Origin of the sequence: Erwinia sp. V90_4 (assembly GCF_029967685.1) — a bacterium.
Lineage (GTDB): Bacteria > Pseudomonadota > Gammaproteobacteria > Enterobacterales > Enterobacteriaceae > Erwinia > Erwinia aphidicola.
The window spans coordinates 39,243-62,222 of sequence record NZ_JASCAQ010000033.1 but is presented as its reverse complement, the minus strand read 5'-3'; the positions used below and the strand labels follow the sequence as shown (position 1 = coordinate 62,222).

The window sequence follows — 22,980 nt, the reverse complement described above, 5'->3', positions numbered from 1 at the left end:
TTATCGGTTCCGTTAAGTGTGCAGCAAGTGGCGAAAAGGTAAACCTGAAAAGGGAAAAACTGTAGCCGGGCAGCCCCGGCCAGCAGAAATTACATCACGGCGGCGAAGGCTTCCGCTACCTGATGCACGTTGTTGCGGTTGAGACCGGCCATGCAGACGCGGCCGCTGGCGATCAGATAGACACCAAACTCGTTACGCAGGCGATCAACCTGTGCAGCGCTCAGGCCGGTGTAGCTGAACATACCGCGCTGCTTGAGCAGGAAGTCGAAGTTCTTGCCCGGCACCGCCTGAGTCAGCGCGTCCACCAGCACCTGGCGCATCTCAATAATACGCAGGCGCATCGCTTCCACTTCCGCCAGCCAGCTGGCCTTCAGCTCAGGGTTATTCAGCACGCAGGAAACCACCTGCGCCCCGAAGTTTGGCGGGCTGGAGTAGTTGCGGCGCACGGTGGCCTTCAGCTGGCCCAGTACGCGGGCGGATTCTTCGGCGTCATCGCAGACGATTGACAGACCGCCAACGCGCTCGCCGTACAGCGAGAAGATTTTTGAGAATGAGTTACTGACCAGCGCTGGCAGGCCCGCTGCGGCGATGCTGCGAATAGCGTAGGCATCTTCCTCCATGCCGCCGCCAAAGCCCTGATAGGCGATGTCGAGGAACGGGATCAGCTCGCGATCTTTCAGCACCCTGGTCACTTCATCCCACTGTGCATTAGTCAGGTCAGCACCGGTTGGGTTGTGACAGCACGGATGCAGCAGCACGATGCTTTGCGCCGGCAGCGTACTGAGTTTTTCCAGCAGCGCATCAAACTTCACGCCGTTGGTTGCCGTGTCGTACCACGGGTAGGTATTTACGGTGAAACCGGCACCGTTGAAGATGGCGATATGGTTTTCCCACGTCGGATCGCTGACCCACACCTGCGAATTCGGGAAGTAGAACTTCAGGAAGTCGGCACCGACTTTCAGCGCACCGGAACCGCCCAGCGTCTGAATAGTGGCGATGCGGCCCGCTTTCAGTACCGGGTGCTCGGCGCCGAACAGCAAAGGTGCGATGGCGCTGCGGTAAGGCGGCAGCCCTTCCATCGGCAGATAGAGCGAGGCGGCCTGCGGCTGGGCGTGCAGCTGCTCTTCAGCGGCGGCAACAGCCTGCATCTGTGGTATCACACCCTGCTCGTTGTAGTACAGACCAATGCTCAGGTTGACCTTGTGCGGGCGGGCATCCTGCTTGAAGGTTTCCATCAGGGAGAGGATCGGGTCGCCAGCGTAGGCATCAACGTTTTGAAACACGGTGCAAATCTCCATTAAATAATCAATAAATTCAGCGACTCAGACGAAATAGCGGCCAGGGCGATGGTTCATGGCGATAATCAGGTTGAGCACCACGGCTCCGGCAATTGAGGCTGCCAGCATCTCGCGTGAGACCACAAACAGCGAGGCCAGCACCACGCAGGTATCGACCACCATCTGCAATTTTCCGGCACGGATACCGTAACGGTCCTGCAGCCACAGCGCCAGAATATTGATGCCGCCAAGGCTGGCCTTATGGCGAAATAACACTATAAACCCAATTCCCATCACCACGTTACCGAACAGTGTCGCATAAAAGGGATCCAGCGCGGAAAAATGGATAAATAACGGGTGCAGGTGGCTGAAGAGCGAAACCAGCGCCACGGCTGAGAAGGTTTTTACAGTGAATGCCCATCCCATGCGCCTGACCGCCAGCCAGTAGAACGGGATGTTAATCAGAAAGAAAGCGAGGCCAAAAGAGGTTTTGCTCAGGTAACTGATGAGAAAGGCAATGCCTGCAGTGCTGCCGGTTAACGCCCCGGCCTGTTTTAACAGGGTAACGCCAAAGGAGACCATCAGAGTGCCGAGCACGATAGCCAGCACATCTTCCAGCAGGGTATGGGGGATTTTGACAGGGTGTACCACGTTGTCCATCAGATTGATTCTCTGGTGATTATGACTAGGGATATGGCAGAGGGACCGCCAAATTTTAGCAATAACCTAGCAAAAATCGCACCAATCCGGTGGAGGTTCAAACCACCGGATGGTGCCAGCGAATTAACCCATTGAATACAAGGCGCTTTATTTCTCGATTTTGTGCATGAAATGATTAATACGACGTCATTTCACGCACTGAAAGCTGTATTCCCGCACGGATACCGCATGCATCCGGAGTTTTATGCACAATTGCGGTGCGTAACACGCACCATTCTAGCGCAGCAGATTCTCGCTTACCGACATCAAACCATTCTCCTTCAGACGGTTGAGGACCACTGAGGTTTTCACATGCGCCACGCTCTGATGCCCGGCGACCAGCTGGCTGATTAAAGCACTCAGCCCGGCGAGATCGGCAACCGCGACTTTTAACAGGTAATCGGCATCTCCGGTGGTTTTATAGGCATCAACAATGCCCGCCTGCTCCGCCACCATGCGGTGAAAACTCTCAACGTATTCCGCGGTATGGTTGATCAGACGCACCTCAATCAGGCCGATCATGCCTAAACCCACCGCATCCGGCGACAGCCTGGCGTGGTAGCCGAGGATCAATCCCGCCTGCTCAAGGTTAATGCGGCGGCGGGAACACTGTGAGGCGGAAAGCCCGACGATATCGCTCAGTTCCTGATTGGTCAGGCGGCCGTTTGCTTCCAGTAAAGTCAGTATCTTAAGGTCGAAATCATCAATCTGGGTCATCGTTCGTCCATGCCGGTTGCTGGGTACTGCTTACCGACAGATAACCGCATTTTTTGCAGTGTTGTCCAACACTATTTTGTAATGATCCGGAGAGGGTAACGAGGCTGGGGTGAACCGTAGGGGCCGATCCTCTTTTTCGATCGGCCCGTTAATGATGTGATTATTCGTCGTCGTACTGTGGGCCCGCGTAGTTATCGAAGCGTGACCACTGGCCGTTAAAGGTCAGGCGCACGGTGCCGATGGGGCCGTTACGCTGCTTACCCAGAATGATCTCCGCCACCCCTTTCAGATCGCTGTTTTCGTGATACACCTCATCACGGTAGATAAACATGATCAGGTCGGCATCCTGCTCGATGGAGCCGGATTCACGCAGGTCGGAGTTGACCGGGCGCTTATCGGCACGCTGCTCCAGGGAGCGGTTAAGCTGCGACAGCGCCACCACCGGCACCTGCAGCTCTTTCGCCAGCGCCTTAAGCGAGCGTGAGATCTCGGCGATCTCCAGCGTACGGTTATCGGACAGTGACGGCACGCGCATCAGCTGCAGGTAGTCGATCATGATCATGCTCAGACCGCCGTGCTCGCGGAAGATACGGCGCGCACGCGAGCGGACTTCGGTTGGCGTCAGCCCGGAAGAGTCATCGATAAACATGTTCTTCTTCTCCAGCAGGATGCCCATGGTGCTGGAGATACGCGCCCAGTCCTCATCATCCAGCTGGCCGGTACGAATGCGCGTCTGGTCCACGCGCGACAGCGACGCCAGCATACGCATCATGATCTGCTCGCCGGGCATCTCGAGGCTGAAGATCAGCACCGGTTTATCCTGCAGCATCGCGGCGTTTTCACACAGGTTCATGGCGAAGGTGGTTTTACCCATTGCCGGACGAGCCGCCACGATAATCAGATCCGAGCGCTGCAGACCCGCGGTCTTCTTGTTCAGGTCGTGATAGCCGGTATCGACGCCGGTTACCCCGTCGTGCGGCGTCTGATAGAGCGATTCAATACGCGCAATGGTGGCTTCGAGGATCTGATCGACGCTTTTCGGGCCGTCATCTTTATTGGCGCGGCTTTCGGCGATCTGGAATACGCGGGATTCAGCGAGATCGAGCAGATCCTCGCTGGTACGGCCCTGCGGATCGTAACCCGCGTCGGCGATCTCATTCGCCACCGCAATCATCTCACGTACTACCGCGCGTTCGCGCACGATATCGGCATAAGCGCCAATGTTCGCCGCACTTGGCGTGTTTTTCGACAGCTCGGCCAGATAAGCAAAGCCACCCACCATGCTCAGCTCGCCCTTGGTTTCCATCGACTCGGACAGCGTGATCAGATCGATCGGCTTGCCCTGTTCCAGCAGGTGCTGCATTTCCGCGAAAATCATGCGGTGCGGTCGGCTGAAGAAGTCCTTCGCCACCACGCGCTCGGAGACATTATCCCAGCGTTCGTTATCCAGCATTAAACCGCCCAACACCGACTGTTCTGCTTCCAGCGAGTGCGGCGGCAGCTTCAGACCTTCCATCTGACGGTCACGCGGCTCACGGTTTTCGAAGGATTTGTTGGTGGGTTTATTTCCTGCCATAGTGATGTAATACCAAAAATCTTGTGGGGGGACGCGCAAGTATACTCGTTTGCATAGCCTGCGTCCTCCCCCATTCGCGGCGCAATCCACAGGAGTGATCATGGCAAAACGTATACAAATCAGCCAGCACGGCGCACCCGAAGTGATGCAACTGGTGGACTTCGACCCGGCCGATCCGGCTGCGGGAGAGGTGCAGGTTGAGAATAAAGCGATAGGTATCAACTATATCGATACCTACGTGCGCAGCGGGCTTTATCCTGCCCCGCTGCCATCCGGTTTAGGCACCGAAGCGGCAGGCGTGGTGACGCGTGTTGGCCCCGGCGTCAGCGAACTGAAGCCGGGTGACCGCGTGGTGTACGCGCAATCCTCCCTCGGTGCCTACAGCGAAGTGCATAACGTGCCGGTAGATAAGCTGGCGCTGCTGCCGGATGCCATCTCCTTTGAGCAGGCTGCTGCCTCCTTCCTCAAAGGGCTGACCGTGCATTACCTGCTGCGCCAGACCTATGTGGTGCAGCCGGATGAGGTATTCCTGTTCCACGCGGCGGCCGGGGGCGTTGGGCTGATTGCCTGCCAGTGGGCGAAAGCGCTGGGTGCGCATTTGATTGGTACAGTAGGCTCAGCGGAGAAGGCGCAGATGGCAAAAGATGCCGGGGCATGGGCCACCATTAATTATCGCGAAGAGAATATTGCCGGGCGGGTCAGCGAGCTGACGCACGGTAAAAAGCTGCGCGTGGTGTATGACTCGGTGGGGAAAGATACCTGGGAAGCCTCGCTCGACTGCCTGCAACGCCGTGGGCTGATGGTTAGCTTTGGCAACTCTTCCGGCCCGGTCACCGGGGTGAATCTGGCGATCCTGAATCAGAAAGGCTCGCTGTACGTTACCCGCCCGTCGCTCAACGGCTATATCACCACGCGTGAGGCGCTGACGCAGGCCAGCAATGAGCTGTTCTCGCTGATTGCCAGCAACGCGATCAGGGTAGATGTGCCACAGGCACAGAAATTTGCGCTGGCGGATGCGCAAAAGGCGCATCAGACGCTCGAGAGCCGCGGCACCCAGGGGTCGAGCTTGTTGATTCCCTAGATGTTCCAGGGTCAGGCATGCCTGACCCACTGCATCATTCAGGCAAAAAAATGGGGCTCCCTTGCGGAAGCCCCTTTTTGTTTCTTTCTTTTTTATAGTTCGCGCTGGTGTAGGGTCAGCGGCGATGAATACGTGATGATTCAGTTAAACCATCCTGACAGAATTCATAAGTAAAAAATATGTTTAATTGCGATATTCAGCTAAGCAATTTGTCATGATGTGATCCAGCCCGCATTACATTCACGAAAGCGACAGACTCCTGATTGATATCAGCGAGATAGCCAGGGCTTATCATCCGCTGACGGCTTGCGCAACGCGCGATACAGCCACACGGCAACCACCGCCACCACCAGCCACGGCAACAATTTAATAACAATAGCAAACAGCCCACCCACGAACATCACCACGGTGGCAACCAGCAGCGCCGCGATAATCCCCAGCAGGGAAATACCGGTCAGCAGCAGCATCAGAAAAAAACCGATGACAAACAGGATCTCTAACATAATCACTCGCTCCAGATATTGAACTCCAGGAGAGCTATTACAAGAAGCGTGCCAGAATAGAGAAGAAGTTAACTGATTGATATTCATGAGAAATATTCACCAGGGGAGGATTTCCCCTGATGAAATTCATCACAATCTGGTGAAGTTTTGACGAACTTAAACTGCGGCAGGGATCTTATCGGCAACCAGCGAGAGCGCCTTCTCGACCACGTCAACGCCCGCGCCCGCTTTGTGCGCGTTTTCGCTGAGGTAACGCCGCCACTGGCGCGCACCCGGGATCCCCTGGAACAGGCCCAACATATGACGGGTAACATGGCCGAGGTAGGTGCCGTTCGCCAGTTCACGTTCAATGTAGGGGTACATTGAGCGCACCACGGCAACCGGGTCCACCACCGGCTGACTGCTGCCGAAAATCTGCTGGTCCACCTGCGCCAGCAGGCCAGGGTTCTGATAGGCTTCGCGCCCCATCATTACGCCGTCAAGATGCTGCAGGTGAGTTTGCGCTTCTTCCAGCGTCTTCACGCCGCCGTTAATCGCCAGCGTCAGGTGCGGGAAATCGCGCTTCAGCTGATAAACGCGCGGGTAGTCGAGCGGTGGGATTTCACGGTTCTCTTTCGGGCTGAGGCCGGAAAGCCAGGCTTTACGCGCATGGATGATAAAAGAGTCGCAGCCGCCCTGCTCTGACACCGTGCGGATAAAATCACAGAGAAATTCATAGCTGTCCTGGTCATCAATGCCGATGCGGGTTTTCACCGTGACCGGAATCGAGACCTTATCGCGCATCGCTTTAATGCCATCCGCCACCAGCTGGGCTTCACCCATCAGGCAGGCACCAAAGCGGCCGTTCTGCACGCGGTCTGACGGGCAGCCCACGTTGAGGTTCACCTCATTGTAGCCGCGCTGTTCCGCCAGCACGGCACACTGCGCCAGCGCAGTGGGATCGCTGCCGCCCAGCTGCAGTGCAACCGGCTGCTCTTCCGGGCTGAATGCCAGATAGTCGCCTTTACCGTGGATGATCGCGCCGGTGGTCACCATTTCGGTGTACAGCAGCGTCTGCCGCGTCAACTGGCGATGGAAGTAACGGCAGTGACGATCGGTCCAGTCGAGCATCGGGGCAATGGAAAAGCGGTGTGCAGGTAATTTCTCGGTCATGAAAAGCGCTAACTCTGTATCAGAAGGGGTGACGATATTGTGCGCAATGATAGCACGGTGGGGAGTGATCCTGTAGGGGACGACCTTTTTTTCCGGTCGTCCCCTGGTATCAACCCTGCGCGGTGGCGAATTGCTCCTCGCGACTTTCCGGATCGCAGCTATAAGAAATCACCGCGCACAGTGGATGTTTCGGACCCGGCGGAGTTTATTGATAAGCGAAGGAAGGAAGCAAAAGACGAGTTGCAAAAGATGCAATGACCTCAAGGGTAGCCGAAAGGCTGCCCTTTTTTTTGGCTGCAGTTAAGTTGTGAGCAAAGAACATAAGTGGTAATGCCTAAAAGCAAAAAACCCCGCCGAAGCGAGGTTTTTATTGGTTCATGAAGACGATTTACATCTATGCGGCTTCACGGCAACGGCGACGGCCCTGCTTTTCTTGGCTAGGAGCCTGTGCCTTTTCGTCTAGTGCAGGACCAATTTTCATAAGGAAATCCAGAGCCTCACCAGCTTTTTTGTAAGTTTGGATCGTATCAAACATACGCTCTTGATGCATTTTCATAGAACACCTCAATGGAATCTCATATTCCAGATATTAAACGAGGTAGCGTCTTCAATGTACGACAGCGATGCGTGCTAACGTTCACACCCTAAGTCTAATACATATCAGACGTGCCATAGCCTGTTTTCACCTATCGTTACTATCGTAACGGCAGAAGATTCGCTCGGTAGCTGCCAAGCTCTTTTCAGGCTACAACTACATTTCACAGATACACTATAACATATGGAGTGCATCACGAAGGTTTTCAAGACGATTCTCAGTCAGCCATGCGAGCCAAGGTTTCCTGTAACTTCGCCAAGGTGCATGTCATAACGTAAGCACAGCTTTCACTCATCTCGAATCCAAAGGATTCGTAATAAGCGATTTTATCCTCTACTGGCTCAATGATACGGATCACTTCACCACCAGCCTGGTTCATAAAAATCACTGCGGCGTATAGAGTATACAAAACCATCCGTCGGCGCAATGGGTGATCTTCCGAGTCCCTTACGAAGCTTTCAACAGCATGGATGTCAAAAGTCTTGGTGTTAATGCTGTAAGTAGACAATGACACGCCAGCTGGAGAACTCTCAATCAGTTTGTGCTCGCGAGAGGTCATCAACTTGAGGCTAAGGCCGAAACAATCATCTCGATTGCTGACTGTAGTGATGTACCAATCCCAATTCAAATCCCCGTAAGCCCTACTTAGCAGGTTGGCATCTGCATCGGTTAACGGCCCTACAGCAAGGCTAATCCCACGCTGATCCATGTAGTACTGGAACGTAGTATAAGTCAGTTGTGCTACTTCGTTTAAAGAAAGCATTGAGACAACCAAAAAGTAATCGATTAAGACATGTTAACATTTGCTTTCAAACTTATCAGCGGATAAATGCGGACAAAAATTTTATCCCTAATAAACCTATCGGCAGACTGGTAGGAAAGCTTAGCAAGAACAGATAAAGCTGTAATGCGAGGACACCAATAGGACACCACAAACCTGTAACTAATTGATTTTATTTAGCAGTAAGTCCTATCGAGCATCGGGGCAATGGAAAAGCGGTGTGCAGGTAATTTCTCGGTCATGAAAAGCGCTAACTCTGTATCAGAAGGGGTGACGATATTGTGCGCAATGATAGCTCGGCGGGGAGTGATCCTGTAGGGGACGACCTTTTTTTCCGGTCGTCCCCTGGTATCAACCCAGCGCGGTGGCGAATTGCTCCTCGCGACTTTCCGGATCGCAGCTATCAGAAATCACCGCGCACAGTGGATGTTTCGGACCCGGCGGAGTTTATTGATAAGCGAAGAAAGGAAGCTAAAGACGAATGGCAAAAGATGCAGTAACAGAGAGGGGTAGCCGAAAGGATACCCTTTTTTTGTGCCTAAATCCGGCTCAAGCAAATGCCAGCTTGTGCAAATGGCTGGTATCAGTCTTTTTCCTGGCTTCATTCAGGCTGAAGTTCGTCTGAATCTTCAGCCAGGTTTCCGGGGTGCTACCAACCACAGCCGCCAATTTCAGCGCCATTTCAGACGTTACCGAAGTTTGCCCTGCCAGCAAACGGCTTGCTGTAGACGGCGCAATGTCCATGGCTTTAGCAAACTGTCGAAGACTAACGTTATTGTCTTCCAAAATCTCTGCGATGATTTCGCCCGGATAGGCGGGGGTTGCCATTCTCATTAGTGATAATCCTCCAGATTGAGAATTTCTGCATCTCCGTCGATAAACCTGAACGTGATGCGCCAGTTCCCGGAGACACTGATTGACCCGATGTCGGCACGATCGACCTTGAGCTGATGCAGGTCATACCCGGGGAGATTGATAGCATCGATGGTTTCAGCCGCGTCGATTACGGTAAGCCGTGTCTTGATGTGGGACACCCATTTTTGTTCAATCCCGCTACGATCGGCTTTCATGAAAAAATTTTTCAATCCTTTGTGTTTGAAGCTTGTAATCATTGTGGCGTCCGTGTTCCTTAATGTGGAACAGCATACCGCGTGTTCCTGAACGTGCAACGCCTGGCGATATTTACATCACCCGTGCAGTTCAGGGCACTGTTTTGGCTACGTAAAACGGGGATCGCGCAGGGGCGAGGCAAGCCTCGCCCGCAGAGGGTCAGAAGGTGAAGTTCAGCTGCGCCACCGCGCCCCAGGTGTTGTCCTTACCCGCCATTCCGGCGAGATCCAGATGCACCTTGTTGTACGGTGAAATACCGAAACCACCGGTGAACACGTTGGTATCGTTCGATTTCATATCGGCGCGGTAGCCGGCGCGCAGCTGCAGCCAGCTCAGCAGACGATATTCTGCACCGACCGAGGCGTACTGGCTGTCCTGCATTGACTTAAAGCGTTTGGTTGGCGTCAGGTCAACATCCAGCGCGGTGGTCAGACGCTCGGTGTGGAACGACACGCCGGAAGTGACCAGCGGGCGGATCTGGTAGGTATCGATGTAACCATTCACTTCTTTGGTGTCGATATCACGCGAAATCAGGTTCTGCCCGCTCAGGCCGAACGTCCAGTTGTCACCGAGATCGGTGGCGACACCGGCGTCAACGTTAAAGCCGGTATTGTTGTTCTTGTAACGACCGTCGGTAAAGTCTGACTTGTCGTAGGTGTACACCGAGGCGCTGTAGTTATACAGCGTGGTTTTCTGCAGTTTCGGCGTCACGCCAAACGACACCGGGTGGCCACCGATATCAAATTCATGCGCCATTGCCACGCCGAAATCATAGACGATGGCCCCACGGCCCAGCCCGACGGAAGTGAGATCCAGCGATGATGGCAAGCCTCCCCCGGCGACCGCGTTCAGGTTGTCGATATCGCTCTGGCTGATTTCACTACTGACTGAGGCTGTTCCGTAGGCTTTGGTCACCAGGGCATAGGTCAGCACATCATTCGGCACCGTCACGGCAAATGCCGCACCGGCCTGCCCCCAGGCTTTCTCACCGCGAATATCCTCCAGCCGGTTAGCTAAATCGCCCGCCGCGGCCTGGATACGCGGAATATCGGTGGGGAAGACGAAGTTATTCAGCAGGTCACGATAACCGTCGACGGAGTTGGTCAGATCGTCAACTTTGTCGATCAGCTTATCGTTGTCACTGATCTGCGCACCGGCCGCAGGCAGGATGATACTGACATTATCCTCCGGCTGCGCTTTGGTCATCAGGGCTGGGTTAGCCAGCACCGCAGATCCGTAGGTTGAAGAGGCCACGCCGGTGCCGCCCATCGCATCGTTGCGGGCGTCGAAATAGTTGCCGGCGGCCATCACGCTGAAAGGCGCCAGAAACAAAGCGGGTAACACCACAGGCCGGGAAACCCCGATCAACTTTTTGAATGTATTAGCCATTTACCCAGAATCCACCATAGAAAATGTAAAAGCGAATGCGAAAACGCGCGCACAACCGTCATACCTGAATGATGAACATACAGGCAGCATTTCATTGCTGTGAATTGAGAGAAAATGAGTGGGCTTTTCAGGTCATTGCCATTTTATTAATCTGTTAACACGCTAACAGTTGAGCATTTTTACACTGTGACTTCGCGGTAAAAACGCATCCGGCCCTATAAAAAAGGTAGACATAAACGCTAAGCGCTGCAAATCAGATTAGTTGTGTTAATCAAAAAAAATCTGGACCTGATCGTTAAGCCGCCACTGATTAAAGGTTCTTTATCAGCTTAGCTTATCGGCAATACCAGTCATTTATACAGGGTCGGCAGGTTAAAATGGCAAACTCGGCGTTTTGTGGCAGACGTGATAAAATAACATCCTATCTTGCCTGAGGGGGATCCATGAATATTACCAGTGCAGAAAAAATCCTGACGCAGGCTGAAGTGATTTGCCAGCAGCGTAGCGTGCGTCTGACGCCACAGCGCCTTGAAGTGCTGCGCCTGATGAGCGAACAGAATGGGGCTATCAGCGCCTATGACCTGCTGGACCTGCTGCGCGTCTCTGAACCCCAGGCAAAACCCCCGACCATTTATCGGGCGCTGGACTTCCTGCTGGAGCAGGGTTTTATCCACCGCGTCGAGTCAACCAATAGCTACGTGGTCTGCCACCATTTTGAAGAGCCTTCGCACACCTCAGCGATGTTGATTTGCGATCGCTGCGGTTCAGTAAGCGAGCAGCATGCGGATGGCGTGGAAGATATCTTGAAATCTTTGGCCCTGAAGTCAGGTTTTACCCTTGGGCATAGTGTGATTGAAGCGCACGGATTTTGTCAGGAGTGTGGTGAGATTGAAGCCTGCACCCATCAGGATGCGTGCCAGCACGATCACAGCGTGCAGAGCAAAAAGCGCGGGCGTTGATAAATTTTTTGCGGGAATTATTGGGGGATGGCACATTCCATGTGCCTGGGTAGGAGCTAATACTTACTGTCGTTCGTCGCTTACCAGCGATGATCGTTACGGGTTTCCCAGTCTTTAAGCTCTTTTTCGGCCTGATCTTTCTGATAGCCGTAGCGCTCCTGGATTTTGCCGACCAACTGATCGCGTTTACCTTCAACCACGGTCAGGTCGTCATCCGTCAGCTTGCCCCATTGCTCTTTCACTTTACCTTTAAACTGTTTCCAGTTACCGCCGGCTTCGTCTTTATTCATGATGTGTTTCCTCTACCTTGGGTTAAAACAGCTTTTATGGTTAAGAATTCCACTTAGATACCAGTCAAATATCTGGTCAAGTGCTTAACGTAGAGATAATTGTAGTAGAGAAATGGGTTCTCGTTGCGACAACCCCTGATAAAAAAGCCGAAAAGCAGAGAAAAACCCTAATACATCATAGAGGTAGCGCAGCGGCGGAAGAGGTAAACAAATGTTTCAGTGAGCAAACCAGGTGCCGTTGCGCCAGTGCCTGCGCCAGATAATCCACAGCGTCAGGCCGCGCAGCAGCAGGAACACGGTCATTGCCAGCCACAGCCCATGATTACCCAACCAGGGAACGCTGCACAGGGTTAAGGCAAAACCGACCGCGGCTATCGCCATGCCGTTGCGCATCTCGCTGGCGCGCGTGGCGCCAATAAACATCCCGTCCAGCAGATAGCATCCCACTCCCGCCAGCGGCATCACAACCTGCCACCAAAGATAGCGATCGGCCAGCTGCTGCAGCGGCTGTAGCGAGGTCAGCAACGCGACTATCTGCTCGCCACACAGCGCATAGAGTAACGAGAAGGCGATGGCTACCACCACCGACTGGCGGCAGGCAGCGTGCCAGACGCTGAGCAGGCGCTGGCTGTTGCTGGCGCCGTAGGCTTCGCCGGAGCAGGCTTCCACCGCATAGGCAAAGCCGTCGAGGGCATAGGCGGTAAAAGTCAGGAACATCAGCAGCACTGCATTGACCGCCACCACATCGCTGCCGAGCCGCGCCCCGAAGAGGGTCAGCGAGGCGAAGCAGATTTGCAGCAGCAGCGAGCGCAGCATGATGTCGCGATTAAGTCGCAGCAGGCGCCCCAGGTTTCCGCGCCAGGCATTAAGCAGCAGGCGCAGCGACAGGCCGCGCAGTACCATCACCCGCCACACCAGCAGCAGCCCGACAATAAAGCTGACGTACTCCGCAATAGCGGTGGCCGCCGCCGCGCCCTGCACGCCCCACCCCAGGCCGATAACGAACCACAGGTCGAGCAGAATATTCACCAGGTTACCGACCACCAGCAGGATCACCGGCGCACGCGCATACTGCACGCCCAGCAGCCAGCCGAGCAGCACCAGGTTAGCCAGCGTTGCCGGGGCGCTGAGCCAGCGGATCTGCATAAACAGCGCCGCCTGGTGCAGCACCGCCTCGCTGCCGCCGGTCAGACTGAGCGCCAGCTGAGTGAGCGGCGTTTTCAGGATGATGAACAGCAGCCCGGCGAGCAGTGCCAGCAGCAGCGGCTGCATTAGCGCGCGCGCCAGCGCAGGTTTGTCCTGCGCGCCAAATGCCTGCGCGGTCAGCCCGGTGGTGCTCATACGCAGGAACAGCAGCAGCATAAACAGGAAGCTGGTAACGGTAGTACCGACCGCAACGCCGCCCAGGTAAACCGGGCTATCGAGATGGCCAATCACGGCGGTATCCACCAGGCCTAGCAGCGGCACGGTGATATTGGAGAGGATCATCGGCAGCGCCAGCCGCCAGAGGTGTTTATCAGCTGTAGTGAGGAGTCGCATGGTGCGTTACCAGGATTTCACAGGGGTCGGTATCTGGATTTAGTCGGGGTCGGTCATGACCGACCCGCTTAGAGGGAGTAACTGCTACAGCCAGTTGCCGTTGCGGATCACGCCGACGGCCAGACCTTCGATGGTCAGCGTCTGGTTACGCAGGTCAACCACGATAGGCTGGAATTCCGGGTTTTCCGGCAGCAGATGCACGGTGTTACCCTGGCGCTTCAGGCGCTTCACGGTCACTTCATCATCGATACGGGCAACCACCACCTGGCCGTTACGCACGTCTTCAGTTTTATGTACCGCCAGCAGGTCACCATCCATAATGCCGATATCTCTCATCGACATTCCGCTGACGCGCAGCAGGAAATCGGCGCCCGGTTTAAACAGGTCAGGGTCCACTTTGTAGTGGCCTTCGATATGTTGCTCAGCCAGCAGTGGTTCACCTGCGGCGACGCGACCAATCAGCGGAAGACCGTCTTCTTCTTCCATCATCAGGCGGATACCGCGTGAAGCGCCTGAAACAATCTCAATCACGCCTTTACGCGCCAACGCTTTGAGGTGTTCTTCAGCGGCATTCGGGGAACGGAAACCGAGCTGCGTAGCAATCTCTGCCCGTGTCGGCGGCATGCCGGTCTGGTTAATGTGGTCGCGAATCAGGTCGTAAACCTGCTGCTGCCTTGCCGTTAGTGCTTTCATCCCGCCCCCTGGTTGTTTATACAGTCGACTGTGAGTATATACAGGTATTTGCGCGATGAAAACCTAAAGTTGGTCAAAATTCAGTTTGTTGCAAATTTTGGAAAACTCATCGCAAATGCGGCACTAACAGCATGATCCAGACAAAAACAGCCAGCAAAATCGTCAGCAATACGGCTGCCGAACCCATGTCTTTCGCCCGGCCTGCCAGCGGGTGAATTTCACTGCCGATGCGGTCGACGACCGCTTCAACGGCGCTATTGAGCACCTCAACGATAATCACCAGCACCACGGAGCCGACCAGCAGGACACGAGTGATGGCGTCCACGTCGAGCCACAGAGCAACAACAATGGCAACAATCGCGGCGATAGCCTCCTGACGAAATGCCGCTTCATGCTGCCATGCCGCGCGTAAACCTTTCCAGGAATAGCCCGCAGCTTTTATAATCCGAGTCAATCCGGTGACGTTATTTGCCATAATCAGGGAACCCTTTACGATGTTGAACGTCAATGTCTGGGTGGCGCACATTTTGCAACACCACAGAATCTGTTGGCGCTTTCTGGTATGCTTGCGGCGCTTTGCTAACAAGAGGCTTCATGTTGTCTATGTCAGGTTGGCGTAATTTATATTATAACTTATTGAATCTACCAGTTAAATTCCTGGTAAAAAGCAAGGCGATCCCCGCTGAGCCGGTTGCCGAGCTCGGGCTGGATACGTCGCGCCCTATTATGTATGTACTGCCTTATGATTCAAAGGCCGATCTCCTTGCACTGCGAGAGCAGTGCCGCAAGCAGGATCTCCCCGATCCGCTGGAACCGCTGGAGATAGACGGGGCCGTTTTGCCACGTCATGTGTTTATCCATGATGGCCCACGCGTATTCCCCTATTTCGTGCCGAACCTTGAGTCAGTCAAGCTGTTCCATGAATATCTCGACCTGCACCGCAGCCATCCGGAACTGGATGTGCAGATGGTGCCGGTATCGGTGATGTTCGGGCGCTCGCCGGGCCGCGAGGTTCAGGGCGATGCACAGCCGCATCTGCGGATGCTGAACGGCATTCAGAAATTCTTTGCGGTGCTGTGGCTGGGCCGCGACAGCTTTGTGCGCTTCTCGCCGATGGTCTCTTTACGCCATATGGCCACCGAGCACGGCACCGACAAGATTATTGCCCAGAAGCTGGCCCGCGTGGCGCGGATGCACTTTGCCCGCCAGCGTCTGGCTGCCGTCGGGCCACGCCTGCCGGTGCGTCAGGACCTGTTCAATAAGCTGCTGCAGTCGAAAGCTATCGCCAAGGCGGTGGAGGATGAAGCGCGCAGTAAGAAAATTTCCCATGAGAAAGCCCAGCAGAACGCCGTTGAGCTGATGGAAGAGATCGCTGCCGACTTCTCCTACGAGGCGATTCGCCTCACCGACCGCATTATGGGCTGGACCTGGAGCAAGCTGTATCAGGGCATCAACGTTAATGGCGGCGAGCGCGTGCGCCAGCTGGCGCAGGACGGGCATGAAATTGTTTACGTCCCCTGCCATCGCAGCCATATGGACTACCTGCTGCTCTCTTACGTACTGTATCACCAGGGTCTGGTGCCGCCGCATATCGCTGCCGGTATCAACCTGAACTTCTGGCCAGCCGGTCCGATCTTCCGCCGCCTGGGTGCGTTCTTTATTCGCCGCACCTTCAAGGGTAACAAGCTCTACTCCACGGTGTTCCGCGAATATCTCGGCGAGCTGTTTACCCGCGGCTATTCGGTGGAGTATTTCGTTGAGGGGGGCCGTTCACGTACCGGTCGCCTGCTCGACCCGAAAACCGGCACGCTGTCGATGACCATTCAGGCGATGCTGCGCGGCGGTAATCGCCCAATTACCCTGGTGCCCATCTACATCGGTTACGAGCACGTGATGGAAGTGGGTACTTACGCCAAAGAGCTGCGCGGGGCGACGAAAGAGAAAGAGGGCTTTATGTCGATGGTGCGCGGGCTGCGTAAGCTGCGCAACCTCGGTCAGGGCTACGTCAACTTCGGTGAGCCGCTGCCGCTGGTCTCCTACCTTAACCAGCAGGTGCCGGAGTGGCGTGACGCGATCGACCCTATTGAAGCCCAGCGCCCGGCGTGGCTGACCCCGGCCGTCAACGATATCGCTCAGAAAGTGATGGTGCGCATCAACAACGCCGGTGCCGCTAATGCCATGAACCTGTGCGTCACCGCGCTGCTGGCCTCGCGCCAGCGTTCGATGACGCGTGAACAGCTGACTGAACAGCTCGACTGCTATACCCAACTGCTGCGCAACGTGCCCTATTCGCCGGACTCCACCGTGCCGGATATGACGCCGGAAGCGCTGCTGGAACATGCGCTGAGCATGAATAAGTTCGAGCTGGAGCAGGACAGCATCGGTGAGATTGTCATTCTGCCGCGCGAGCAGGCGGTGCTGATGACCTATTACCGCAACAACATTCATCACATGCTGGTCCTGCCGTCGCTGATTGCTGCGATTCTGATGCAGCACCGCGAGATCGACCGCGCCGGGCTGCTGCGCCAGGTGAGCGTGGTTTATCCGATGCTGAAGGCCGAGCTGTTCCTGCGCTGGGATATTGCAGAACTGCCTGCGGTGCTGGATGCGCTGATCGCGGAGATGGCGCGCCAGGGGCTGCTGAATGCCGATGAAAGCACGCTGCGCCTGAGCCCGGGTCGTTTCCGCACGCTGCAGCTGCTGGCGGCTGGCGTCCGTGAAACCCTGCAGCGTTACGCGATTACCTTCTCTATCCTCAGCGCTAACCCGGCAATCAATCGCGGTACGCTGGAGAAAGAGAGCCGCACCATGGCCCAGCGCCTGTCGGTGCTGCACGGGATTAACGCGCCGGAGTTCTTTGATAAAGCGGTGTTTACTTCACTGGTGCTGACGCTGCGTGATGAGGGCTATATCAGTGATTCTGGCGACGCCCAGGTCGAGCGCACGCAGCAGGTTTATCAGCTGCTGGCCGAGCTGATCACTCAGGAAGTCCGGATGACGATTGAGAGCGCGGTCGCGCCCGACTGAGGACAGGATCTACGGGCCGATCGAAACAATAGATCGGCCCCTACAACTCACGGCACCCAATTCATGTAAGGGTCGACCTTTTTTGCGGTCGACCCTTTTTTAATGCGTTGGAAACTTGGTGCCTGCGGGACGGGCATGCCCGTCCCCTACGGATGCGTTACCGCTTATGCGTAGGGGGACGGCATGCCTAGGCCCTGCGGATGCGCTCCCGGTTATCTGCAGGGGTCGGGCATGCTCATGCCCTGCGGGTGCGCTACCGGTTTTCTGTAGGGGTCGGGCATGCCCGACCCGCTACTGCCAGATGCCCAGCACCACGCCGACGAACAGCGTGAAGCCTACCCAGTTATTATTGAGAAACGCCTTGAAGCACAGCTCGCGCTGGCGATTGGCGGTCAGCTTCTGTTGATAAACAAACAACCCCGCCGCCACCAGCATCGACCAGTAGAAGGCACTGCCCAGCCCGCTACGCATGCCAACCAGCGCCAACAGGCCCAGCGCCGCCAGCTGCAGCACGCCGTTAATCAAATTGTCGAAGCGCCCAAACAGGATTGCCGTCGATTTCACGCCGATCTTCAGGTCGTCATCGCGGTCGACCATCGCATACTGCGTGTCGTAGGCCACGGTCCAGCAGATATTGGCGAGGAACAGCAGCCAGCAGTTCAGCGGCACGCTGCCGCTCACTGCCGCCCAGCCCATCGGGATCGACCAGCCAAACGCCGCACCGAGCACCACCTGCGGCAGATGGGTATGGCGCTTCATAAACGGGTACATCCACGCCAGCGCCAGGCCACCAAATGACAGCCAGATAGTCAGGCGGTTCATGGTCAGCACCAGCGCAAAGGAGATGAGCACCAGCACGGCAAACAGCACTTTGGCCTCTTTACTGCTGACCGCGCCGCTCGGCAGCGGGCGCCCGCGCGTGCGCTTAACGTGGCCGTCAATTTTACGGTCGGCAAAGTCATTCACCACGCAGCCCGCGGCGCGCATAAAGAATACGCCCAGCACGAACACCAGCAGCACATTGAGTGGCGGCATCTGCATGCCGGACAGCCACAGCGCCCACAGCGTTGGCCACAGCAGCAGCAGCGAGCCAATCGGTTTATCGATGCGCATCAGGCGGCTATATGCCGACAGCTTACTCATTGGCAACGTTCTCTCCATGCTACTTGGCCTCCAGGCTGGCGTAGAGCGGTGAAGGCGGTAAAAACAGTTCGGTTAACAGCAGCGGTTTGCCCGCCAGGCGCAGGCGCGAGCGCCGCCCCCACAGTCCAGCACTGTGGCCAACGTCAATAAAATCGCGCGTCAGGGTCGAGGTGGCAAACAGATAGCGCCCGAGCGGGACAGTGCCGAGCTGCTGGAGCTTTTGCTCCGGGCCGTTGAGGGTCGATTCCGGCACCAGGGTGCGCGCCACCAGCCACGGCACGCCATCGCCACACAGCTCGATTTCCCGCAGCCAGTATTGAGACTCATCCGGCAGCAGCGCCGCATCCTCTCCCGCTTCCTCAGCGCCAACAAACCCTTCACGCAGCAGGTTAACCGTCACGCACTGGCAGTGACGCTCAAAGCGGCGGGTCATGGAATCAACTTCCATCAGCCAGTCGAGCAGGGGGGCGGTTAGCAGGGGTGATGAGTTCGGTAGCCAGTTGATCGCGCGCAACAGCGACAGCGCGTTATCAGCCATAACACTTCTCCGTAAAACTTTTGATGCCTGAGTGTATCGCACACCCCGGGGGCAAACCTATTAAAGCGCGGTAAAAGTGAGGAATTTTGTCAGGAAAAAGCGTGAAAAAAAGTGCGCCCGATAACGCAGCGCACCAGTCATCCCGCCACAACAGCAGTGCGGGGTTTCACGCCGTCCCCCGCCATGGGCTTGCAGCCCATGGCGGGGCAGAGCTTAGCCCTTGCCTTTCACACTGCTGATAAAGGTTTTGCGCGCTGAGGTGGAGCCTAAACGCTCAGCTTCATTCATCAGGCGCAGGGCTTTGTCGATATCGCCCGCTTTCGCCGCCTGGCGGATGCCCTGGTTGAAGTAGCTTTCGGTATCGCTGAGCATCGGTTCGCCTTTGGCTGCAGGCGCTGACGCCGCCGGAGCCGGAGCGCTGGCGGGTGCGCTGCCGCCAACCACCACCGGCTGCGGTTCAGGCTGGTTAAACACCTGGCCTATCATAATGTTGCCGCTACCCTGCTCCGCCTTAACCTTTAGCTTGATCAGGCCATCGCTGACGTGAGTCGCCACCGGATCGGGGATTGACGGCACCGCATTACCCACCCCTTCCGCGTAGGCTTTTGCTGGATTTTTCAGCTGGGTGGTGGTGGTCAGATCCTGACGGGTGGTGTAGATCAGCAGATAGATCTGCTTCTGGCCCAGCGCCGGGGTGAGCTTCAGCGTTCCCTCCAGCCTGTCCATCGACACCACGCCGGGTTTTTCATACGGGAAGTAGCTACCGGGATAGAAGGCCGCCGGGCGTTTCTGCTCATCCAGCACCAGCACGTTCGGCACGTATACGCGCTTGTCTTTCACCACGCTGGTGAGGGTAATCTCCAGCGAGCCGCGATCGGCGGGCAGCGTCACGGCGGCAACCGGGCCGGTGATTTCGCCCTGGTTGAGCGACTGCGACGAGGCGTTCAGCTGGATATCGTTCGAGACAGGCGGCGTCATCGGCAGCCAGGAGAGGCGCTGAAGCGCGTCCGCCGGGATGCTCGGTGCCACCGCCACGTTAGTCGGAGAAGTGAAGGTTTCCGCCTGCGACAGCGGGGCTGCACCGAGGCCAAGCGCGGCGATCAGGCAGAGAGACAGCAGATTTTTTTTCATTTTAGGTTCCTCAAACGGACAACCCCGATGCCGCCAGGCAATGCAACATCGGGGTAAAACATGCGGTCAGGCAGGGGTTACCACCAGGCTTCCATCTGCACGCCGAAGGTGACTTCGTCATCGTTTCCGCGGCTGAAGGTTTTGGCGCTGGTATCGTTGTAGGCGGTGCCGGAGGTGAAGCCGGTATCGTCCGCCGTGGCGTAGCCCCACTTCTCATCCCACTTGGCGTAGGTAGCGAACAGGCGGATTGCCGGGCGCGACCAGATGCTGTCACCGGCCTGCCACTGCTGGGCAAGGGTCACTTTATACTGGCTGTTGCGATCGCCGGTTTCCTGCGACTTGACGTTGTCATAGCCGAGCTCCAGCAGGGTGCTCATGATTGGCGTCCATTTGTACATCGGGCGCACGCCGGCGGTGTACCAGGTGGTGCCGTTCTGGTTGTCGCGGTCCACATCCTGGAACATCGCCACGTACATCAGGCCCCATTTGTCATTGAAGTCGAGCGCGCCATGGTCGATTAAGCGCATCATTTTGCCGTTGTTATCAATGCTGGAACCTTCGGTACGGCCGTTACGCTGGGAGGTCAGCGCATCGGTCGCGTACTGCACGACAAACTTGTTGTAGCCGTTGTAGATAGTCTGGGTATGTTCTGCGGTCAGCATCCAGCCATCTTTGGTGGCGCCGTCGGCCAGCGAGTAGCCGTCCTGCACGTTAGCACGACCGTAGTCGACGCCGAACTCCAGCACGCCGCCCGGGTTAGTATTCAGCTCGGCAAGCCGCACGTCGAAGGTGTCGTTAATGGTCGGCACCTGGTTCTGCTGGTTATCGATAAAGCCGTAAGAGCCGCCTGCTTCGCCGTTACGTGTCACTGCCATCGACAGTTTACCGAAGCCGAGATCGACGTTTTCCAGACCGGCACCCGGCCCGGAGATGTCCCAGTAGTAGAAGTCGATCATATGGACGTCATGACGCTGATAGAAGCGTTTACCCGCCCACAGGGTAGAACCTGGCAGCCACTCGATCAGGTTTTTACCCTGCACGTTCACTTCACGAAAGCCGGGATCGACGCTTTCGAAATCTGAACGCTGAGACACGGCATAGGCCAGGTTGGTGTCGAAGTAGAAGCTCTTATCGCCCTCTTTCCACAGCTCCTGCCCGAGTTTTAATTCGGCGTAGGTTTCACATTCGTTACCCAGACGGTATTTGCTGTTGGCCCCGGTCGCCTGGAAGCACTGCTGCTCGCCGCCGCTGCCGGTCCAGCCGATGCCTGAACGCGCATAGCCTTTAAAATCTACCGCCGCTGCCTGGCCGGAGATGGCCATCGCAATGGCCACTGCCAGAGGATATTTCAGCTTAATCATTCTGTTTGACTCCTGTTATCACTGCTTTTGCTGGAGTGCTTCAACACCCGGTTCCTGATGCAGCCGGCGACAGGCACGACCATCTTCGCGAAACAGATGGCAACGCTGGGGCGGCAGGCCGATGGCGTAATGGGCACCTTCTTCTACCAGCACCACGTCGTTCTGGCGGTAAACCAGGTTCTGACGCAGCGCGGGGATCTGGATATGGATCTGGGTTTCGTGGCCGAGCTGTTCGACCACCTGCACCACACCGGCGAGCGTGACGTCGGCGACCTCGCTCGGCAGCAGGTGCTCGGGGCGAATGCCAAGCGACATATTGCTGCCGGGCTGCACGCCGTCACTGGAGACGGGTAGCCAGATCTGTTGGCGATTCGGCAGCTCAACCTGCACCTGATCAATGGCGGTGGCGGTCACTTTGACCGGCAGGAAGTTCATCTTCGGCGAGCCGATAAACCCGGCAACGAAGCGGTTGGCGGGATAGTGGTACAGCTCGAGCGGTTTACCGATCTGGGCAATGCGACCGCCCTCCAGCACCACGATTTTGTCGGCCAGCGTCATCGCTTCTACCTGGTCGTGAGTGACGTAAATCATGGTGCGCTGTAAGCGCTTATGCAGGCGGGAGATCTCAATGCGCATCTGCACGCGCAGCGCGGCATCGAGGTTTGACAAGGGTTCATCCAGCAGGAATACCTGCGGCTCTGCCACCAGCGTGCGGCCGATTGCCACGCGCTGACGCTGGCCGCCGGAGAGCGCTTTCGGCTGGCGTTCCAGCAGGTGCGCCAGCTGTAGCACTTCGGCGACCTGGTTCACCCGCTGCTGGATTTGCGCTTTCGGCACCCCGGCCAGCTTCAGGCCGAAGGACATGTTTTCCGCCACGGTCAGATGGGGATAGAGCGCGTATGACTGGAACACCATGCCGACGCCGCGCCCGGCGGGCGGCACTTCATTCATGCGGCGCTCGCCAATCAGCAGCTCGCCGGAGGTGATCTCCTCCAGCCCGGCAATCATCCGCAGCAGCGTTGACTTGCCGCAGCCCGAAGGACCGACAAACACCACGAATTCCCCTTCGGCAATCGTCAGGTCAATCGCATCTGATACCACCACGTCACCCCATGCTTTGGTGACATTATTCAGCACCACGCTGGCCATCTGCCTCTCCCTTCCACGCTGTTCGATGGCCGGAGTGTGCGGCAGGCGGCGGCGCGGCAACTCCTCCACCGGGCGCTTTTTTATGGGGGAGGAGAAAGGAGGATGAGGAAACGGGCAGCATGAGGGCAAGCCGGGGCGGCGGCGGAAATTCGTGACGTCACGGGCAAAATCAGGGGGTGTTTTTTGTGCGCGCACACGCAGATTTCACGCTTATGTAAGCGCGATCACATAACGTAATTGGGGGGAGTAGACGCAGGGAGGAAGCCAGTT

23 protein-coding genes are annotated in these 22,980 nt (G+C 56.5%); 3 read left to right on the top strand and 20 right to left on the bottom strand.

The genetic code is table 11. The features are described from left to right. Positions 1 to 89: 89 nt before the first annotated feature. The 4 genes from QLG07_RS02930 to dnaB all read right to left on the bottom strand — a co-directional run bounded on the left by QLG07_RS02930 (position 90) and on the right by dnaB (position 4,269). A complete protein-coding gene (locus tag QLG07_RS02930; protein ID WP_282468436.1) occupies positions 90 to 1,283 on the bottom strand; it encodes an amino acid aminotransferase in 1,194 nt (397 codons plus the stop codon). Positions 1,284 to 1,322: 39 nt separating this feature from the next. After that, positions 1,323 to 1,937, bottom strand: a complete 615-nt coding sequence (locus QLG07_RS02925) for a YitT family protein (RefSeq protein WP_048917564.1) — start codon at positions 1,935 to 1,937, stop codon at positions 1,323 to 1,325. Positions 1,938 to 2,213: 276 nt separating this feature from the next. Beyond that, positions 2,214 to 2,693: an Lrp/AsnC family transcriptional regulator gene (locus QLG07_RS02920; RefSeq protein ID WP_282468435.1), complete on the bottom strand. Its 480-nt coding sequence runs from the start codon at positions 2,691 to 2,693 to the stop codon at positions 2,214 to 2,216. Positions 2,694 to 2,853: 160 nt separating this feature from the next. Next, complete coding sequence (gene dnaB / locus QLG07_RS02915; RefSeq protein ID WP_048917566.1) at positions 2,854 to 4,269, bottom strand: replicative DNA helicase; 1,416 nt, start codon at positions 4,267 to 4,269, stop codon at positions 2,854 to 2,856. Positions 4,270 to 4,369: 100 nt separating this feature from the next. Here dnaB and QLG07_RS02910 point away from each other — a divergent pair, with 100 nt between their 5' ends. Beyond that, positions 4,370 to 5,350 carry a quinone oxidoreductase gene (locus QLG07_RS02910; protein WP_048917567.1) on the top strand — a complete coding sequence of 327 codons (981 nt, stop codon included), beginning with the start codon at positions 4,370 to 4,372 and terminating at the stop codon, positions 5,348 to 5,350. Between the two features lie 269 nt (positions 5,351 to 5,619). Here QLG07_RS02910 and pspG read toward each other — a convergent pair whose 3' ends face one another. The 7 genes from pspG to QLG07_RS02875 form a co-directional block, all read right to left on the bottom strand. After that, positions 5,620 to 5,853: an envelope stress response protein PspG gene (pspG, locus tag QLG07_RS02905; protein ID WP_048917568.1), complete on the bottom strand. Its 234-nt coding sequence runs from the start codon at positions 5,851 to 5,853 to the stop codon at positions 5,620 to 5,622. Positions 5,854 to 6,009: 156 nt separating this feature from the next. Beyond that, positions 6,010 to 7,005, bottom strand: a complete 996-nt coding sequence (dusA, locus tag QLG07_RS02900; RefSeq protein WP_282468434.1) for a tRNA dihydrouridine(20/20a) synthase DusA — start codon at positions 7,003 to 7,005, stop codon at positions 6,010 to 6,012. 394 nt (positions 7,006 to 7,399) lie between these two features. After that, the gene (locus QLG07_RS02895) at positions 7,400 to 7,561 is read right to left on the bottom strand and encodes a hypothetical protein (RefSeq protein WP_282468433.1); all 162 of its coding nucleotides are present in this window, start codon (positions 7,559 to 7,561) and stop codon (positions 7,400 to 7,402) included. 256 nt (positions 7,562 to 7,817) lie between these two features. Continuing rightward, entirely contained in the window at positions 7,818 to 8,363 is a 546-nt protein-coding gene (locus QLG07_RS02890; protein WP_282468432.1) for a hypothetical protein, read from the bottom strand. Positions 8,364 to 8,930: 567 nt separating this feature from the next. After that, a complete protein-coding gene (locus QLG07_RS02885; protein ID WP_133622187.1) occupies positions 8,931 to 9,215 on the bottom strand; it encodes a HigA family addiction module antitoxin in 285 nt (94 codons plus the stop codon). Continuing rightward, positions 9,215 to 9,493 carry a type II toxin-antitoxin system RelE/ParE family toxin gene (locus QLG07_RS02880; RefSeq protein WP_282468431.1) on the bottom strand — a complete coding sequence of 93 codons (279 nt, stop codon included), beginning with the start codon at positions 9,491 to 9,493 and terminating at the stop codon, positions 9,215 to 9,217. The genes QLG07_RS02885 and QLG07_RS02880 overlap by 1 nt, the downstream gene beginning before the upstream one ends. A gap of 157 nt (positions 9,494 to 9,650) precedes the next feature. Then, complete coding sequence (locus tag QLG07_RS02875; protein WP_282468430.1) at positions 9,651 to 10,880, bottom strand: conjugal transfer protein TraF; 1,230 nt, start codon at positions 10,878 to 10,880, stop codon at positions 9,651 to 9,653. Between the two features lie 443 nt (positions 10,881 to 11,323). On the opposite strand from QLG07_RS02875, the gene zur reads away from it, so the two are divergent. Next, positions 11,324 to 11,839: a zinc uptake transcriptional repressor Zur gene (gene zur / locus QLG07_RS02870; protein ID WP_048917571.1), complete on the top strand. Its 516-nt coding sequence runs from the start codon at positions 11,324 to 11,326 to the stop codon at positions 11,837 to 11,839. Positions 11,840 to 11,919: 80 nt separating this feature from the next. Here zur and QLG07_RS02865 read toward each other — a convergent pair whose 3' ends face one another. The 4 genes from QLG07_RS02865 to QLG07_RS02850 form a co-directional block, all read right to left on the bottom strand. Beyond that, positions 11,920 to 12,129 (bottom strand): CsbD family protein, encoded by a 210-nt coding sequence (locus QLG07_RS02865; protein ID WP_048917572.1) that lies wholly within the window; start codon positions 12,127 to 12,129, stop codon positions 11,920 to 11,922. A gap of 216 nt (positions 12,130 to 12,345) precedes the next feature. Continuing rightward, positions 12,346 to 13,668: an MATE family efflux transporter DinF gene (dinF, locus tag QLG07_RS02860; protein WP_282468429.1), complete on the bottom strand. Its 1,323-nt coding sequence runs from the start codon at positions 13,666 to 13,668 to the stop codon at positions 12,346 to 12,348. A gap of 84 nt (positions 13,669 to 13,752) precedes the next feature. Further along, positions 13,753 to 14,361, bottom strand: a complete 609-nt coding sequence (lexA, locus tag QLG07_RS02855; RefSeq protein WP_048917574.1) for a transcriptional repressor LexA — start codon at positions 14,359 to 14,361, stop codon at positions 13,753 to 13,755. Between the two features lie 106 nt (positions 14,362 to 14,467). Continuing rightward, a complete protein-coding gene (locus QLG07_RS02850) occupies positions 14,468 to 14,836 on the bottom strand; it encodes a diacylglycerol kinase (RefSeq protein ID WP_048917592.1) in 369 nt (122 codons plus the stop codon). A 128-nt stretch (positions 14,837 to 14,964) separates the two neighbouring features. On the opposite strand from QLG07_RS02850, the gene plsB reads away from it, so the two are divergent. Then, positions 14,965 to 17,388, top strand: coding sequence for a glycerol-3-phosphate 1-O-acyltransferase PlsB (plsB, locus tag QLG07_RS02845; RefSeq protein ID WP_048917575.1), 2,424 nt, complete (start codon positions 14,965 to 14,967; stop codon positions 17,386 to 17,388). A gap of 291 nt (positions 17,389 to 17,679) precedes the next feature. Here the strand turns inward: plsB and ubiA are convergent, their stop codons facing one another. The 5 genes from ubiA to malK form a co-directional block, all read right to left on the bottom strand. Beyond that, positions 17,680 to 18,549, bottom strand: a complete 870-nt coding sequence (ubiA, locus tag QLG07_RS02840) for a 4-hydroxybenzoate octaprenyltransferase (protein ID WP_048917576.1) — start codon at positions 18,547 to 18,549, stop codon at positions 17,680 to 17,682. Position 18,550: 1 nt separating this feature from the next. Beyond that, positions 18,551 to 19,069, bottom strand: coding sequence for a chorismate lyase (gene ubiC, locus QLG07_RS02835; RefSeq protein WP_282468428.1), 519 nt, complete (start codon positions 19,067 to 19,069; stop codon positions 18,551 to 18,553). A gap of 213 nt (positions 19,070 to 19,282) precedes the next feature. Continuing rightward, entirely contained in the window at positions 19,283 to 20,200 is a 918-nt protein-coding gene (gene malM / locus QLG07_RS02830) for a maltose operon protein MalM (protein ID WP_099754521.1), read from the bottom strand. A gap of 77 nt (positions 20,201 to 20,277) precedes the next feature. Further along, complete coding sequence (locus tag QLG07_RS02825) at positions 20,278 to 21,561, bottom strand: maltoporin (RefSeq protein ID WP_048917579.1); 1,284 nt, start codon at positions 21,559 to 21,561, stop codon at positions 20,278 to 20,280. A gap of 18 nt (positions 21,562 to 21,579) precedes the next feature. Then, positions 21,580 to 22,710: a maltose/maltodextrin ABC transporter ATP-binding protein MalK gene (gene malK, locus QLG07_RS02820; RefSeq protein ID WP_253539485.1), complete on the bottom strand. Its 1,131-nt coding sequence runs from the start codon at positions 22,708 to 22,710 to the stop codon at positions 21,580 to 21,582. Positions 22,711 to 22,980 lie beyond the last annotated feature (270 nt).